This is a genomic window from Microbulbifer celer (assembly GCF_020991125.1).
Lineage (GTDB): Bacteria > Pseudomonadota > Gammaproteobacteria > Pseudomonadales > Cellvibrionaceae > Microbulbifer > Microbulbifer celer.
The window spans coordinates 1,835,121-1,852,720 of record NZ_CP087715.1 but is presented as its reverse complement, the minus strand read 5'-3'; the positions used below and the strand labels follow the sequence as shown (position 1 = coordinate 1,852,720).

The 17,600-nt window shown below is 49.9% G+C and carries 13 protein-coding genes; 11 read left to right on the top strand and 2 right to left on the bottom strand.

Annotated features, from left to right (window positions below):
* Positions 1-35 precede the first annotated feature (35 nt).
* The 5 genes from acnD (at position 36) to LPW13_RS07735 (ending at position 8,399) form a co-directional block, all read left to right on the top strand.
* Positions 36-2,633, top strand: a complete 2,598-nt coding sequence (gene acnD, locus LPW13_RS07755) for a Fe/S-dependent 2-methylisocitrate dehydratase AcnD (RefSeq protein ID WP_230438867.1) — start codon at positions 36-38, stop codon at positions 2,631-2,633.
* Positions 2,633-3,823, top strand: coding sequence for a 2-methylaconitate cis-trans isomerase PrpF (prpF, locus tag LPW13_RS07750; protein ID WP_230438866.1), 1,191 nt, complete (start codon positions 2,633-2,635; stop codon positions 3,821-3,823). Before acnD ends, prpF begins: the two co-directional genes overlap by 1 nt.
* Before the next feature lie 352 nt (positions 3,824-4,175).
* Positions 4,176-5,264 carry a DUF4297 domain-containing protein gene (locus tag LPW13_RS07745; protein ID WP_230438865.1) on the top strand — a complete coding sequence of 363 codons (1,089 nt, stop codon included), beginning with the start codon at positions 4,176-4,178 and terminating at the stop codon, positions 5,262-5,264.
* A gap of 32 nt (positions 5,265-5,296) precedes the next feature.
* Positions 5,297-7,018 carry an AAA family ATPase gene (locus tag LPW13_RS07740; RefSeq protein WP_230438864.1) on the top strand — a complete coding sequence of 574 codons (1,722 nt, stop codon included), beginning with the start codon at positions 5,297-5,299 and terminating at the stop codon, positions 7,016-7,018.
* A 196-nt stretch (positions 7,019-7,214) separates the two neighbouring features.
* Positions 7,215-8,399: an ATP-dependent nuclease gene (locus LPW13_RS07735; RefSeq protein ID WP_329957944.1), complete on the top strand. Its 1,185-nt coding sequence runs from the start codon at positions 7,215-7,217 to the stop codon at positions 8,397-8,399.
* An 807-nt stretch (positions 8,400-9,206) separates the two neighbouring features.
* Here LPW13_RS07735 and LPW13_RS07730 read toward each other — a convergent pair.
* Positions 9,207-9,806 (bottom strand): hypothetical protein, encoded by a 600-nt coding sequence (locus LPW13_RS07730; protein WP_230438862.1) that lies wholly within the window; start codon positions 9,804-9,806, stop codon positions 9,207-9,209.
* 300 nt (positions 9,807-10,106) lie between these two features.
* On the opposite strand from LPW13_RS07730, the gene LPW13_RS07725 reads away from it, so the two are divergent.
* From LPW13_RS07725 to LPW13_RS07700, 6 genes are all read left to right on the top strand, one after another.
* Positions 10,107-10,823 carry a DUF998 domain-containing protein gene (locus tag LPW13_RS07725; protein WP_230438861.1) on the top strand — a complete coding sequence of 239 codons (717 nt, stop codon included), beginning with the start codon at positions 10,107-10,109 and terminating at the stop codon, positions 10,821-10,823.
* Between the two features lie 117 nt (positions 10,824-10,940).
* Positions 10,941-11,177, top strand: a complete 237-nt coding sequence (locus tag LPW13_RS07720; protein ID WP_230438860.1) for a UPF0175 family protein — start codon at positions 10,941-10,943, stop codon at positions 11,175-11,177.
* Between the two features lies 1 nt (position 11,178).
* Complete coding sequence (locus tag LPW13_RS07715) at positions 11,179-11,712, top strand: DUF3368 domain-containing protein (RefSeq protein ID WP_230438859.1); 534 nt, start codon at positions 11,179-11,181, stop codon at positions 11,710-11,712.
* Positions 11,713-12,240: 528 nt separating this feature from the next.
* On the top strand, positions 12,241-14,658 hold the full coding sequence (locus LPW13_RS07710; RefSeq protein ID WP_230438858.1) for a TonB-dependent receptor: 2,418 nt from the start codon (positions 12,241-12,243) through the stop codon (positions 14,656-14,658).
* 67 nt (positions 14,659-14,725) lie between these two features.
* Positions 14,726-15,430: a response regulator transcription factor gene (locus tag LPW13_RS07705; protein WP_277611085.1), complete on the top strand. Its 705-nt coding sequence runs from the start codon at positions 14,726-14,728 to the stop codon at positions 15,428-15,430.
* Positions 15,430-16,683, top strand: a complete 1,254-nt coding sequence (locus tag LPW13_RS07700) for a sensor histidine kinase (RefSeq protein WP_230438857.1) — start codon at positions 15,430-15,432, stop codon at positions 16,681-16,683. The genes LPW13_RS07705 and LPW13_RS07700 overlap by 1 nt, the downstream gene beginning before the upstream one ends.
* A gap of 71 nt (positions 16,684-16,754) precedes the next feature.
* On the opposite strand, the gene LPW13_RS07695 is transcribed toward LPW13_RS07700, so the two are convergent.
* The gene (locus tag LPW13_RS07695) at positions 16,755-17,528 is read right to left on the bottom strand and encodes an OmpW/AlkL family protein (RefSeq protein WP_230438856.1); all 774 of its coding nucleotides are present in this window, start codon (positions 17,526-17,528) and stop codon (positions 16,755-16,757) included.
* Between the last annotated feature and the right edge of the window lie 72 nt (positions 17,529-17,600).

Below are 17,600 nucleotides of genomic sequence, written 5' to 3'. Positions count from 1 at the left end.
CACCGCCACCAATCGACCCGAACGGGTGATACTCGATGAACACCGAATACCGCAAAAACCTCCCCGGCACCGACCTCGATTATTTCGACACCCGCGAAGCCGTCGAAAATATCCAACCGGGTAGCTACGAAAAACTGCCATACACCTCCCGCATCCTCGCGGAAAACCTCGTACGCCGCTGCGAGCCAGAATTACTCACCGACGCCCTAAAACAGCTCATCGAACGCAAACGCGACCTCGACTTCCCCTGGTACCCCGCACGCGTCGTCTGCCACGATATCCTCGGCCAGACCGCACTCGTCGACCTCGCCGGCCTGCGTGATGCCATTGCAGAGAAGGGCGGTGACCCGGCCAAAGTAAACCCGGTCGTCCCCACCCAATTGATCGTCGACCACTCCCTCGCCGTCGAACACCCCGGTTTTGAAAAAGACGCGTTCGAAAAGAACCGCGCCGTGGAAGAGCGCCGCAACGAAGACCGCTTCCACTTCATCAACTGGACCAAAACCGCGTTTGAAAATGTCGACGTCATTCCCCCCGGCAACGGCATCATGCACCAGATCAACCTCGAGAAAATGTCTCCAGTGGTGCAGAAGAAGGACGGAGTTGCTTTCCCGGATACCTGCGTCGGCACCGACAGCCACACCCCGATGGTGGATGCCCTCGGCGTAATCTCCGTAGGCGTGGGTGGTTTAGAGGCCGAAAGCGTGATGCTCGGCCGCGCCTCCTACATGCGCCTGCCCGACATCGTCGGCGTCGAGCTCACCGGCAAACTGCAGCCCGGCATTACCGGTACCGACATGGTACTGGCATTGACGGAATTCCTGCGCCGCGAGCGCGTGGTCGGTGCCTATCTCGAATTCTTCGGCGAAGGCGCATCCAGCCTGAGCCTGGGCGACCGCGCCACCATCGCCAACATGACACCCGAGTACGGCGCCACCGCCGGCATGTTCGCCATCGACGAGCAGACCATCGACTACCTGAAGCTCACCGGCCGCGACGACGACCAGGTAGCCTTGGTAGAACAGTTCGCAAAAGAAACCGGCCTATGGGCAGACAGCCTCAAGACCGCCGAATACGAACGCGTACTCACCTTCGATCTTTCCTCCGTAGTCCGCAATCTGGCCGGCCCCTCCAACCCGCACGCACTGCTGCCGGTGTCCGAACTGGGCTCTCGAGGAATAGCGAAAGAGTGGGAACAGAAAGAGGGCGAGATGCCCGACGGTGCCGTGATCATCGCCGCCATCACCAGCTGCACCAACACCAGCAACCCGCGCAACATGATTGCCGCGGGCCTGATCGCGCGCAACGCCAACAAGCTCGGCCTGACCCGCAAGCCCTGGGTGAAAACCTCCCTGGCTCCGGGTTCCAAAACCGTAAAAATGTACCTGGAAGAAGCCGAGCTGCTGCCGGAACTGCAGCAACAGGGCTTCGACGTAGTCGCCTTTGCCTGCACCACCTGTAACGGCATGAGCGGCGCGCTGGACCCGGCTATTCAGAAGGAAGTTATCGACCGCGACCTGTACGCCACCGCTGTTTTGTCCGGCAACCGCAACTTCGACGGCCGTATCCATCCCTACGCCAAGCAGGCCTTCCTGGCGTCGCCGCCCTTGGTCGTGGCTTACGCCATCGCCGGCACCATTCGCTTCGATATCGAGAAAGACGTACTGGGCCACGACAAAGACGGCAACCCGGTCACCCTCAAAGATATCTGGCCGAGCGATGAAGAGATCGACGCGATCGTCAAACAGAGCGTGAAGCCCGAGCAGTTCCGCGAGGTCTACATCCCCATGTTCGACCTGGAAAAGAGCGCCGCAGAAAAAGTGGATCCGCTGTACGACTGGCGCCCCATGAGCACCTACATCCGCCGCCCGCCCTATTGGGAAGGCGCTTTAGCGGGAGAGCGCGCCCTCAAAGGCATGCGCCCGCTGGCCGTACTGGGTGACAACATCACCACCGACCATCTGTCGCCGTCCAACGCGATCCTCGCCAGCAGCGCCGCCGGCGAATACCTCGCGAAAATGGGCCTGCCGGAGGAGGACTTCAACTCCTACGCGACGCATAGGGGCGATCACCTCACCGCCCAGCGCGCCACCTTCGCCAACCCGAAACTGTTGAATGAAATGGTGCGCAGTGAGGACGGCGAAGTGAAGCAGGGCTCCTTCGCCCGCGTGGAGCCGGAAGGCAAAGAAACCCGCATGTGGGAAGCCATCGAAACCTACATGGACCGCAAACAGCCGCTGATCATTATCGCCGGCGCCGACTACGGCCAGGGCTCGTCGCGCGACTGGGCCGCCAAAGGCGTGCGCCTCGCCGGCGTGGAAGCGATCGTCGCCGAAGGCTTCGAGCGCATCCACCGCACCAACCTCATCGGCATGGGCGTACTGCCACTGGAATTCCAGCCCGGCACCACCCGCAAAACCCTAGGCATCGACGGCACCGAAACCTTCGACGTGGCAGGCGAACAAACCCCAGGCGCCACCCTGACCCTACGGGTTCACCGTAAAGACGGCGAAACCGTAGAAGTCCCGGTCAAATGCCGCCTGGACACCCAGGAAGAAGTCTCCATCTTCGAAGCCGGCGGCGTACTCCAACGCTTCGCCAACGACTTCCTCGAAGCCGAGGGCGCAGCGTAATGACAACCTTTGCACCACAAATCAAAATCCCGGCCACTTACATGCGCGGCGGTACCAGCAAAGGCGTCTTCTTCCGCCTGCAGGACCTCCCCGAACCCGCCCAGGTCCCAGGCCAGGCAAGAGACAACCTGCTGCTGCGCGTAATCGGCAGCCCCGACCCCTACGGCAAACAAACCGACGGCATGGGCGGCGCCACCTCCAGCACCAGCAAAACCGTCATCCTGTCCAAAAGCGAACAACCCGACCACGACGTCGACTACCTCTTCGGCCAAGTCTCCATCGACAAGCCGTTCGTGGACTGGTCCGGCAACTGTGGCAACCTAACCGCCGCCGCCGGCGCCTTCGCCATCAACAGTGGCTTCGTCGATGCCGAGCGCATCCCGCAAAACGGCATCTGCACCGTGCGCATCTGGCAGGCCAACATCCAAAAAACCATCATCGCCCACGTACCCATCACCAACGGCGAAGTACAGGAAACCGGTGATTTCGAACTGGACGGCGTCACCTTCCCCGCAGCCGAGGTGCAGATCGAATTTATGGACCCGGCCGGCGAGGGTGCCATTTTCCCCACCGGCAATCTGGTGGACGACCTCGAAGTGCCCGCTGATGTTGTAGAGGGGGGCACCCTGAAAGCCACCATGATCAACGCCGGCATCCCGACCATCTTCGTCAACGCTGACCAGATCGGGTACGAAGGTACCGAATTGCAGGAAGCCATCAACGGCGACGACAAGGCCCTGGCCATGTTCGAAACCATCCGTGCCCACGGCGCAGTAAAGATGGGTCTGATCGAAAAGGTGGAAGACGCAGCCAACCGCCAGCATACCCCCAAGGTCGCCTTCGTCGCCCCGCCCAAGGGCTATATGGCATCCAGCGGCAAGGAGATCGCGGCCGGCGATATCGACCTGCTGGTGCGCGCCCTGTCCATGGGCAAACTCCACCACGCCATGATGGGCACCGCCGCCGTCGCCATCGGCACCGCCGCCGCCATTCCCGGTACCCTGGCCAATCTGGCCGCTGGGGGAGGGGAGCGCAATGCGGTGACTTTCGGTCATCCTTCCGGCACCTTGAGGGTTGGTGCGGAAGCGGAAATTTCCAATGGGCAGTGGACTGCCACCAAAGCCATCATGAGCCGCAATGCGCGGATTCTGATGGAAGGTTGGGTGAGGGTGCCTAGCGATTCCTTCTAGTCCACCTTGCAGTGGAAGCCATGAATAGCGGTAGTCACGGTGCAAACTGAAGTGGAAGTCGATAAAGCGAGCCTCAAGTGAGACTCGCTTTTTTGTTTGATATTTAGGCGAAATTCAGTTTTTAGCGTTCGCGTATTAGCTGATCCGATGCTAATTTCTTCAAAATTAGGATAAGCCATTGACTTAAAAAGGCGTTTCAATACTATCGTGAACCGTTATCTCCGAAAAAATAACTATCTTGCGACGTATAACATATTTCGGAATGCAACCCTGTTCTTAGCAGCTGGCTGATAAATGGGTGTTTCCCAATTGAAGATTGCGTGCTCGAAGAGCTCCATGGAGCGGAATTACAATGCCCACTTTAATTCAATCTGACCTTATTACCGTTTCACAAACAGAAACGGCTGGTTCTCGTAGTCCTGCGAGGTTTGCATACCAAAGAAACTGGGCGCTTGCGGAACTGATAGAATATCACTTGCAAGGCAAGGACTACGTCTTTGCCTTTGAGTTCCACGATGACATATTGATCCTCGATTCTGAAAAAAAACCGTCAAATCTACAATTTGTTCAGGTTAAAACCAAGACGACAGGGCAAAAGTGGTCCGTTCATCAGCTTACTAAGTCTGTTAAAGGAAAAGATGGAAAGCCAGACAAGCTTTCAATAATTGGTAAGCTTTACGAAAATAAGAAAAATTTCACTGGGCATAGCAGCCAATTACGCTTTATTACCAATGCATATTTTTCATTTTCTGACCCGGCTCCTTCAACTATCGCGGATCAATTAGATGCTAAAGATCAGAAAAGAATAATTGATGCCGTTCAATTGCAGCTTGGGGTCAGTGCGGTCGACTTAAGTAGTCTGCAGCTTGAGCAAAGCTCGTTAAGTGTCGATGATCATGAAAAGCACATTAGAGGAATTTTGCACAACTTCTTTGAGGAGCTATTCGGGAGTGAACATAGCATTTCTGTATCTCCTTGGTATCAGTCAATTTCTGACCAAATTAAAGTCAAAAATAATTATCCGTCTGAGCAGATTAATACTTTCGACGAACTAATTCGCAATAAATGTATCACTCGATCTGAAATTGAAGATTTTGTATGGCGAGTTAATTGCTCACGTTCTGGGAATAACAATTGGGATATCGTCAAAGTTCAGCTTCAAGCGGAGGGAGCTACTCTTCAAGATCTGGTCAAACTTCAGCGGAGCTGGAAAAAGTACAGCACTGACCGCTTGGATTACGATAATAATGCTCTAAAAAATCTCGAAAGCGACATTGCTAGTGCGGTAAACGCAGTATCTCTTGGGTCTACCGTGCTCTTGAAAGACGTGATTGCTAACGTTAGAAAAAATGTATCAAAAAAATTAGTAAAGGTGGCGAGTATTTTTGATAGTCACTACATTGATTCCATTATTCTTTGGCAATACTGTGAACAATTATAGCTTTAAAAAACTTGTAAGGCATTTACGTAAAAATGGAACGAAATCAGTTGCTGATAAAACAGCTAACAATCCTCTCAATGCCAGAAAAGTCCGCAAAAACGGTGACATTTCATCCGCAGAGAAACCTAATCACGGGCGAGAATGATGTAGGTAAATCGACTATTATTAAGTCTATTTACCATTCTCTCGGTGCTGATGTTCACTTTGATAATGTATGGGAAAAAACTGACGCTATCAGTTTGCTGACCTTTTCATACGGCGGTAGTGATTACAAGATTTTGCGCTCCAGGGGCCATTTTGGTCTATTTGATGAGCGAGGCACTCTGCTGCAATCTTTTGATAGCGTAATTAAGGGCCTTTCCCCCTATTTATCAAAACTATTTAACAGCAAACTAAAGCTCAAACAGTCAAAAACAAATCAAAGAATACCAGCGTCGCCTGCTATCCAGTTTCTACCTTTTTATATAGATCAGGATAAGAGTTGGTCAAAGCCTTGGAATTCATTTGAAGGTCTAGGTGTGTTTACGTCCTTCAAAAGAGATCTGATCAATTTTATTACTGGTATACGCCCGAATGAATACTTCCTTTTGTCTGAGCGGATTGATCAACTATCAGCCAGTCTAACTACCCTTAGAGATGAATCAGGTGTGCTCAGCTCAGCCAAGAAGGCTGTAGAAAAATACATACCTAAAGCTACATTCGATATTGATATTAAGGCCTTTAAAAGAGATGTTGACAAGCTTATTGTAAAGCTTGAGGGGTTAAAAAATAAAGAAAATGACTACAGAAAGAATTTAATTAAGCTAAAGAATAAAGAAGCATTTATTGATAACGAGATAATGCTTGTCAGTAAATCAATTCGTGAAATTGATAAAGATTATGAGCACTCGCTAAACGATCTTGATGGTGAAATTACTTGTCCGACGTGTAATGCGACCTATGAAAATTCGATGGTGTCAAGGTTTGGTCTCTTAGAGGATATCGACACATGTCGCAGTCTGCTTGCCGATTATTTAGAAGATAAAAAGAAGGTAGTAAAAGAAGTTGTCAAGCTTGAAAGTCATTTGACTTTACAAGGTGCTAAGGTTCGAGAAATCAATAATTTGCTTAATGAGAAAAAAGGGAAGGTTCGACTGAAAGATCTCATTAGGAATGAAAGCTCCAAGCAGGTTAAAGAAATTTTCAGTCGAAGTCAGAGTGGCTACATTTCTCAAATAGCGGAAATTGAAGGCGAGAAATCCGGTCTAGAAGATGATCGATCAAAATTAAACAACAAGGATCGTAAAGAATTAATTATCAATAAATTTAATACTTTTATTGATCTTTTTTTGCTAAAGCTGAATGTTCATACTCTTAACTCTGATGGGTTCAGTGATATTCCTTTATCGGTTAGATCTCAAGGTAGCGATACTCCGCGAGCCTTGCTGGCTTACTACTATGCAATCTTATTTACGTCCAGAGAGTTTACCTCTTTGCCATTGTTTCCTCTGGTCGTTGATTCGCCAAATCAGCAGGATCAAGATGCACAAAACAGATATAAGATCATAAAATTCATTTTTGAAAATACACCTAATGACTACCAGTTGATTTTAGGTACCGTAGATTTGCATGGAGTTGAATACGATGGCCTCACCATATCCCCTTCGACCAAGTTAAAATTATTAGATAGGGATGAATTTGACACTGCGTATAATGAAGTGATTCCTCTATTGGATCGTCTTCAGGCTAGCTTAATATCTAACTCTTGCTCGTAGATCGTGGCGTGGTGAGAGTCGAGTTGGAATAAATTTCGGCCCAGAGTGTAACGGCTAATTCAAGTCTCGAAGCTTTACTGCAACTCGAGTATTTTCCATTGCTCGTGAGTCGAAGTGGATAGCTGCGTATCCATGCTTTTAAAGCCAGTTGAATTTCTAAATTTTTGAATTTAATTATGAGTCTTAGAATAAAAAAATTGATATCCGAAACTTTCGATCAACCCGCGATTTATCGGTTTTACCAAGTCGTTTGGCTGTATTGGTTGGGAAGAACGATTCTGGCAAGTCTAACGTCCTTCGGGCGCTGAATTTATTTTTCAATGGGAAGACTGATCAAGAAGATGTTTTAAAATTTCTAGTTGATCACAATATACACAATCGCCCCAACCGGCGTGCAAAGGAAATTTCAGTTACATTGGAATTTTCTCTCCCGGAGAATTACCGCCGAGTAAATGGCGATGTGATTTTATGGGAGAAGCGCTGGCGTGTAGAAGGGTTGGTCTATGATAAATATTTTGGTCGCCGTAAAGTGGCCGGTCCTAGAGGGGGTATATCTTGGGAAACTGTTGCTATACCTGAAAGGTCGAACCTTCACACTTTGTTGCGAAATATAAAATATGTATATGTGCCAGCTATTAAGGATTTAGAGTATTTTTCTGAGCTTCGAGCTAGCATTTATGATGTGATCGCTGACGTGGCTGATCGAGAATTTCGTGATTCTAGTCGCGAGTTCGAAAATTCAATTTCCACTCAGCTTGAAGATTTAACTACTCAAATCACTAGTTCACTTGGTTTTAACTCAAGGTTGGCCTTGCCTAAGGATCTTAGTCACATCTTCGAAAGTTTGGACTTTCTTAGTAATGAGAAAAATATATCGCTAGAAGCTCGCGGTGATGGAGTGAAAGCTCGCCATATTCCTATTATTTTGAAATTTATGGCAGATAAAAAGCGCGGTCTTCAGGTTCGAGGCGCGCAGCCCTATACCTATATCTGGGGTTATGAAGAGCCTGAAAATAGTCTTGAGCTGTCTAGTTCAGTTGAGCTTGCTGACCAGTTTTGGGAGTTTGTTAACAGCGGTATAGCGCAAGTTTTTCTCACGACCCATTCGCCAGTTTTCTACAACCTTCATCGGAAGCAAGAGAAGGATGAGGATCAAATATCATGTCATCACATATACCATGCGGCTGAGGAGGATGGCACTAAGGAAGCTCAAGAGCTTAGTGACTTGGATGACCGAATGGGAACTACTGCCATGTTTGCACCGATGGTGGCAGAGCTTGAAGATCAAGTGCGTCGGCAGGAGCGTGCGCGTGCTGAAGTAGAAGAGTTAGCCCGAAGAATCGAAGGAAGATTTTCGTTGAGGGACCTTCTGACAGATTAATAATCGAAAAGGCACTGTGCGTATTTGCGGCAGAGCGTTCAGGTGACATAGATGTAGAAACGCGGGATAGCGCTGGCCATACCTATGTGATTGATATGCTGTCCTCGTGGCGCAGTAGAGCAAAGCATCATCCGGAGCTTCCACGTGCCGCGGGCCTCTTGGACTTAGATCCAGACGCGAAAAAAGCCGCTAAAGACTGGAATGAAGTTCCAAGTAATGTGATTTCAGCCAGGTGCTTCAAACTGCCGACACCTCCACACATGTATCCTGTATTCCAAGCTGGGTTCAATGTGCCGATAGTACTTGAAACGCTATATGATCGAGACGCGTGGATATGGGCGAATGGCAGGGGTCACCTCCAGACAAGGTACATTCCGGATGTAATACCATCAGAGCTTAATAATCGAATCATCGCAGAAGAAACAAGGCTTGATGATCATTTACAAGAAGATTGGGAAATATTTGTCAAGAAGGAGTTTCGGCGAGAGGGTAAAGGTCCGATGTCTCGGTATTTGTCTCGGAGACCTGATAATGAGTTTCGGGATCGATTTTCTATGCTGGAGCCGCTTATAACGAATATTGTTGCCTACCTTTTTCCGGACGCCTAGATATTTAAATAAAGAAATTATTGGGGTCAGAGTAAAATATTGCCGCTGTATTCAACAGACCATTCTATTTGAGGGCCATTATGCTAACTCCATATTTTCATGGAGGCACTATGGCTCGCCCCCCCCCAGGATTGCTCTTAATAAATGGGGTCAGATTGTAGTGGCACACTGACCCCAATAGTTACCCCAAAATTTTTGGCTATTTATTGTTATGCATTTTTATAGAACCGACGAGCATCGCAAATAGCCGAATGCCTACCGAAATTAAAATAAGCATACTTGGTGCCGTAAGATCAGGCATTGTTTTTAATTGGTTGATTTCTCTTTGAATGATCGTCGTTTGATTTGCGTTGGATTGGTGCTTTGATACGCGGCTGTAGTCTTGCTTAAGTAATTTATCGAATGATTCAATTTCTCCCGCAAGCATATCCAGAAGCTCCATTTCGTTCTTGCCTTCAGTTGGAAGCTTTCTCTTGTCTGCGTCAATCGCATCACCAATTTTTTTCCACTCTTCTGCGAGAAATGTTTCAAGCGACGAGAGTGTCCCTAGCTTCGAGTTTACGGATTGATTGGCTCGGTATACGTTGTGACCATGGGGGCTGGTCGCCGTCACTCTACCAAAGTACTGTGCGTTATGTTTGGCAGTATCCAGGTTCCGGCTGATTAAGGCAAGTTCATCCAAGCTTCTGGTCAGTGTCTGATTCCAGTTTGGGTTTTTATCCTTATTCTTAATTGCTGCCAGGGCGCTGTTAACCAGTCGAGTCACCAGTTCCTTGGTTGCGTGTTCGTTAATAGACATATCCTTTTATCCTCGTACAGTCGTTGAAGAACGTATTCTATCCGTCTAGTTTGAGATAAATGTGAAACGCTCCACTTTTTCGCAGTTGGAAACGTGATTATAACAAGATGTCTCATTGTCCAAATCAAGAGGCCTTTTCCATCCAAAAAATTAGGCGCCGAATTCTTTTTTGGGGTGTCCCTTTCGTTGTCCGTATCTTTTGTTGGGGGGATACTATTCGACTATTCTGTCAGGTTTCTGTATGAAAGCGCAGCGTAATGAGATTCAAGTAAATCCTATTTTTTTTATGAGGCTTGGTTCATGGATGGAAAACCACTAGACACAGAGATTGATCATCACACCGCTAAATTGATCGTGGGATTTATCGCTTTGTCACTTGCGAGTTTAACGGACTTGCTGACGCCTGGGATTAGTATTAGCTCGATTAGCCTGTCATATCATTTAACGGATAATGCCCGCAATGTGTTCGTTGGGTCTCTCTGCGTTATATCGGCTTTTCTTTGGTCGTATAATGGTTACTCTTTATTTCAAGCGGTCTTGAGTAAAGTCGCCGCAGTCGCTGTCGCCGCTGTGGCATTTTTTCCATGCGATTGCTTTACAGGTCGGGTTGTCGACGGGGCAGCTACAGAAGCCACAGTGACTGGGGTTGTCCACACGGCAGCGGCAATTTCAATGTTCATTATCTTGGCAATCTTTTGCTGGCTGTTTTACCTGAGGACTAAAAGAAAGGATTCTAAAGAGTCAAAGATTAGGGGGTACATTTATAGATTCTGCGCAATAGTGATGGTTACCGCTATGGCCGTACAGTTGCTCGATATTTTGGATTGGATCGATTTTAGCGGTATTATTCAACGGTTGACTTATTATGTCGAAGCGATAGGGCTGATTGCATTTGGTGTTGCATGGATGACAGCTAGTCGCATGTTGCCATTTATCACTAATGAAGATGAGCGTATAAAAATCGAGCTTTCTGGGAATCAAGTGAGAAAAGATCACCCAAAGATTGGGGGGCGATGAGATCTGTGGCCTTATGCGCCAAATAAGGTTGAGCGGAACTTCGCCTTTGATTTGATTCAAAAATCAAATACTATCGAATCCGGCCGAGCAGTGACTGTCTTCAAGGGAGTAAGATTTATGAAATTGGACGTAAATGACGAAGTTGCCGAGTGTTTAGGTCTTAGCGAGAAAGAGTTGCTGGAGATCCTGGCGATAGCGCTATACAAGCTGGAAAAAATTAATGGGGTTCAAGGAGGAAAAGTTACCGGTACCTCTGAAATTGAATTCCACGGTATTTTGGGTAAGTACGGGCAGTTCATCAACTACGATGAGGACGATCTGGAAACGGATTTGAAAAATTTAAAGGATTTTTAATATGAGCGCTCCAGGGAAGATCGTTGTAAGTGACACAACCGCAATTACCTATTTGTCGAGAATCGGTGCGATTTCACTGTTAAAGTCACTGTTTAATCAGATATATATTCCTTTGGCTGTGTATGAGGAACTGACGAGACAAGGGGATTCAAATCCAGGGTCAGAAGAAGTTAAAACCTTAAATTGGATAGTTGTTAACGAAGTATCCAACTTCAAAGAGGTGACTGAAAAATTCAGCCAGAAGCTGGATCCCGGCGAGAGCCAGGCTATTGGCCTGGCTCTGGAGAAGAAGGCCAGTCTACTGATTATCGATGAAAAAGCCGGCAGGGCGGAAGCGCAGAGCCTGGGGATTCCAATCACTGGCATGGTAGGCGTTCTGCTTAAAGCCAAAGAGCGTAATTTAATCTCCACGGTTGCCCCATTTCTTAACAGATTGCGGCAGACAAACTTCAAAATGGGACCAGCGCTTTATAATCGTGCGCTTGAGTTGGCTGGTGAGGCGAATCTTAAGCTGAATATCGAGAAGAAGGCCTGACGGGTTCTTCGGTTGATTTTGCCCTATTTGTAGTCGGTATCCGTATGGTACCCAGTCGGTCGGTGCTGAAGCCGAAGTCGTTAACGCACAATGGACTGTAATCAAGGCGATGGTATGAGTCGCAGCGCACATGTTCTGATTTAGGGGGGGCGGGTGCCCGGTGGTTTCTTTTAGTCCGCCACTACACAGATCTGCTGGATCCTTTTTAACGCTGCAATCGCATTGAAGGCGCGCCCTGTCTTTATGGTGAAGGTGGCGGGCCGGCCCAGGTCACCGATGCTCTGACCCTTAATGCATAAAACTCTAGATATGCACGAATGTCAGGAAAGATGACGTGCAATGGTCGTTTCAAAGCCTCCCGCCCGCCGCGTAACATAGCGTTGTCCTGCTATTTCCCTTAAGTTGAACCGGCTGTACGCATCCGGACTCTGATGTAATTTTCATATCCCAGCGACTTTTTAGTCACATTGACGTTGCTACCCTGCCGGCGTTTCATCAAATAAATACGGCCAATTTGGGGATAGCAATATGCGCAGGCAATTTAAAGCGGTGTCGTGGTTCAATATGAGCGGGCAATTGAGGCAGGTATCGCGGTTGGCTCTGTCGGCGCTTATGATGAGCTCTCCACTTATCACCCACGCAGCGGAGGCGCCCGGTGCGCTGACTTTCGTCGTCAGAGATCAGAACACTGACCGGCCACTCTCAGCCGCGGAGGTCACGATCGAGGAGCGGGCAACCAATACCACGCGCTCTGTAACAACCGACGCACAGGGTCGCATCGTCCTTGAACAGCTCGACCCCGGCCTCTACGCGGTGAGAGTAGCTAAAGGCGGGTTCAATACATTGTATGAGCCAAGCGTACGCGTGGTTACGCGCAAAAATATCAAGCTTGAATTCGAACTTGGCGAGCAGGCAGTTGAGGAAGTTTCGGTTCTCGGACAGCAAGCTGAAGCGTTGTCCGTTAGTAGCACCTATCTCGATAGGGAAGCATTGCGGAGTGCGGTAGGTGGTGGCGCGGATCCGCTGCTCTCGTTGGACGGTTTGCCTGGCCTGGCATCCGACAGTGAATTCGCGAGCTTTAGCGTACGCGGCCGTGGCCCGAGAGATAATTTGCTATTCGTCGATGAGTTTCCCTTTGATAAAGCGATACACTTTGATGCGACACTGGGTGAAGAAGAGGATGTCGGTGGTGGCGGCCGTTTCTCGATTTTCGCACCGAACGTGATCAGCGGTGCAGAATTTTCACCGGGTGGGTGGAGTGCGGCTTATGGTGGCCGGGCAGCATCGCTACTCAAACTGGAAGTCGCCGATGGCAATCCAAGCCCTTCAGCCAGTCTGCGCCTCGACCTTGCAGGCTATGAAGTGGGTTACGACGGTCCTACCGGTATCACAGAAGACTCTACTTTGCTCGTTTCTGCGCGACGGCTGGATTTCGGCGCTTTATTTGAAACGATCGAAGAACTTGATATTGGGGAGCCGGTCTTAAGGGATGTCATCGTAAAGTCGGTTATGCCAGTCAACGAGAACCACACGTTCGAAGTTCTACTGATCGATACCCACGAAGACTATACCCGCGGCGTGACCCACGTTTTTGCGTCGCCCGATTTCGTGGATACTGCACTTCAGGATTCTGAACAGGATAGTGATTTGTACGGTCTGACATTGCGATCATTGATCGGTGAAGACGCTGTGTTGACCAACAAGATTTACTACCGCACAAGCGACAAGATCAGTTCAGAGGGGGAATCATTTCCTGATCTGGTACCTGAGGGATCGCCCGCCTCCAGCTTTCCGGTGCGGGAAGACATTATTACCATCGGTGAAGATGAGACAGAGATCGGCTTGCGCAGCGATTTCGAGACAGTAAATCAATGGGGCGTGTTCAGTGCCGGTGTTAGAGTTACGCAAATGGAACTGGACTACAACACCGTCTTGGATGGCGATTGGATCCGATATGTCTACGACGACGATGATTTTAGGCCAGACTCCGATCAGCGTTTTATTGTACTGACGCCTGAGAACATCAACTCTTCACTGGTTCAGAAAGAAACGAGCTATGCCAGTTATGTAGAACAGCTTTTTGAACTCGGCGATTGGGATTTTCGCACAGGCGTGCGGTTCGAGCGGGACGGTTTTGCCGACCAAAGCTTCGCGTCGCCCAGGTTCAGTGTCAATTGGCGGCCGAGTAAAGCGGTTCGATATTTTGCGACGGTAGGGCTCTTTCATCAATCGCCACGGTTTTTAGAGCTTGCCGCTAACGAGTCGAATGCCCTTGAGAACGAGGAAATCACGCACGGTAGTGTTGGTTTTGAATATTTCCCGAACAACAACTGGTCGGTATTGACGGAAGCCTATTATCAAAACCTCGACCACCTGGTGGTAGATCTTGACCGAGCGAGCGGAACCTTTGCAAACATTGGTGACGGCACATCGTACGGCGTCGATGTTGTGGCCAACGGTATGATTCGGGAGGGTATTTACGCTACCGCAACTTACTCGTATAACGATGCCGAAGTCGACCGGAAAGACGGTCGCGGTGACGTTGCCGCCGAATTCAGCCGCGAGCATGTCGCTACCCTTGGCCTGACCTGGGAAATCAGCAACCGATGGAAGGTCGCTGGGCGCTACAAGTATCTTTCCGGCAGGCCAGACGATGTGTTTATTATTCACTCAGACGTGTTGGGGGCCGGAGAACCTCTACGCTACTCGAAAGAGATCACTGAGCGTAATGTCGGTCGCAATAGCGGTTCCGGCTCGTTGAACGTGCGCGTTGACTACCGCCGCGCATTTGGCCCCATCGATGTAACGGCCTTTCTCGATGTCATCAACGTAACGGCGGCGTCGTCCGGCGACGACACCGAGTTTGACTACCGCCGAGGCCTTGAAGTGGTAGACGATAGCGAAGCCGAGCCGCTTATTGGTCTGCGGCTGGATTATGCTTGGTAGATAGCGCCTGGTGAATCGTGCTTGGTAATAGTGCCTGGTAAATCGCGCCTGGTAAGGGGAGCAGAAGATGGTACACGCGCTTGGTGCCGTGCCGATTAGAGTGTTGATTGTCGAAGACAACCGCGACATTTGTGAGAACATTGCCGCGTATCTTGAAAAGCACAGCTATGTAATGGATTTTGCCTACGACGGTATAAGCGCGATGCATCTGGCGTTGACGAATCGGTTCGACGTTATTGTTCTGGACCTCATGCTTCCAAGGATGGATGGCCTGAGTTTCTGCCAGGAGCTGCGTACGGATGCCGGAATAGAAACGCCCGTGCTTATGCTGACGGCGAGAGACACCCTTGACGATAAACTCAAGGGATTCAAGGTGGGAGCCGATGATTATTTGGTCAAGCCATTCGCATTACAAGAGCTACATGCGCGACTGCAGGCGCTCTACAAACGTCGGCATGGGAAAACCGACAATCTGTTGACGGTTGGTGATCTGACGATGAATCGGTCCACGCTGCAAGTGCATCGCGCGGGGCGGCGGATCGATCTCACCCCTGCTGGCATGAGACTACTTCAACGATTGATGGAGACGGCGCCGTCTGTTGTGGCTCGCGATGATCTCGAAACGTTGTTGTGGGCTGACGAGCGCCCCGATGGTGATGCGCTTCGCTCGCACATGTACAAGCTGAGGCAGGCGATCGATCGACCGTTTGATAGCCCGCTGATTCATACGGTGCATCGCATCGGGTACCGAATTGCAGAGGATGCTCAGTAATGTATCGGTACAGTTTACGCAAGCGTGTCGCCATTGCATTTGCAATGTGTGTTGCCGTACTCAGCGTGGCCTGGGGATTCGCTTTCTTCTCTGCGATCCGATTGAGCGAAGACCGTGTGCTGGCGCAACAGCTACAGCATGCCGCCGAAAGCTATCCTTCTCTGACGAGGAACCTTCGCGGATACGATGAGGTTGCTAGCTTGCCGGAATCACTCAGAGCGTGGGCGCAGACAAACCCCGGCGAAGGGTTGTACGAATTCGAAGCGGAAGAGTTGCATGTAGCGGTGCTATCTACCGACAATCAGCAGCGAAACGCATTTGTGGTTTTCGATGTTGCCGGGATTGAGGCTGCGTCGTCAGAGGACTGGTGGTTGCTGCTCGTTATCACCGGAGTCGTGGGTACACTCGGTGCGCTTGGTTTCGGGCTGGGTGTTCTTGTGATGCGTAGAGCGGTCGCCCCTGTGGCGCAGCTCGCCAGAGTGGTCGCGGACATTGACCCGGAAAAACTATCCGCCGAAGATCATAAGCGCATAGAGTCCAGCCGGTTCGGCGATGATGAGGTTGGCGTGCTCGCCAGGACCATTGAAAAGACGCTTGAGCGTATCAGCGCATTTGTTGATAGGGAGCGATACTTTACCGGTTCAGCCAGTCATGAGTTGCGGACGCCGATCACGGTGATTATGGGCGCGCTTGAGCTGCTGGAACAAAGCGATCTGTCAGCCGCCGATGCGAAGGCGGTTGATCGTGTGAGGCGTGCGACGTTCGAAATGAAGGCCACGATCGAAATGTTCCTGTGCCTCGCTCGCGAAACCGACGATGGGTTGTATGACGAGCAGTTTTCAGTGATGCCGCTGGTAAGCCAGGCGATCGATCAGCAGCGCCCCCTGTTGAACGGCAAGTCCGTCGATGTGGAAATCGACCTGATCGATGTGGAAATCGATGATCTGGCAAAACCCATTGCCTGCGGACATGCACAGGCTTTTTCCATCGCGGTCAATAATCTGGTGCGAAACGCTTTCGAGCACACGTTAGACGGGCAGGGGCCGATCACGATTCACATCAAAGAGCACGCGCTATTCGTCACCAATCGGGTGAGTAGTGGGGCTGATGATCAGCACACACCGACCGAGGTGTCGTCGTCTAACGGGTATGGCCTGGGCCTGGGTATCGTTCAACGGCTGTGTGAACGCAATGGCTGGTCGTTTTCATTGCGCGCTGATGAGGTGCGTGTGGCCGCTCGTCTTTCATGGTGACGAAATATATGGGGCCAGATCAATAAAAAAGGGCGCCGAAGCGCCCGATATAATCTGCCGAATTCAGAGTGTCAGAAAGAGAATTTGTACCCAACTGACAGATTGAACGTCCATGGATCATAGATGTAGTCCCCGGAATAGGACTCAAGAATCGGCTCCACATTCCGGGGCGGCGGAACGTCATCGAAAAGCTGTAACCGCATATCTGTCATTGCTCGCGAATAGACCGCGGCGACATTTACCAGCCAGGAACTATCGCGTCCGAAATTGAAGTCGACACCTGCTTGCCAGTTGTAGCCCCAGGAAGACCCCAGATCGAAGTCGCCGCGCAGACCAAATTCAGCCAGGTCTTCCCGCAATACACGATTGAGGCTGCCTACACTGAAGTCGGTATAGCTAATTCCACCACCTATATAGGGTTGAACCAGGCAGGTTTCATCCAGGGGGTAAAATTTCAGGCTTGCGGTACTGATATCGGCTTCATAGCTGACTACATCACGATATTCGAAATCGTCGAAACCCAGTGAGAAGTAGCGGTCAGCGTGACTGCTACTATGCTTGTCGCCATCCATATAGCCCAGTTCGATGCCCCAATGCTCTATAGGCTTCCACTCGAAGTTGATAGACCAACCCCACTCGGAGTCTGGATCAATGGTAGAGCGAAACGCATCGAAATGCTGGAAGGTGTCGTCGACAAAACTAACCCGGTCTTTTCCTGGGGCAATATAACTGCCACCAGCCCGGACAATAAAGTCCTGTGGTCCAGTTAAGCCCAGCGGCCCCGCTGAGACGGTACTGCTAAGTGCCAAAGCCAGTGGCGCCAAGATGGGTGAAAATTTCAACATCCTTGTCATTCCAAGTAACTCCGTATATACCCATGGAATAACAATTGTAGTACTCAGTTTTCGACGTATAGA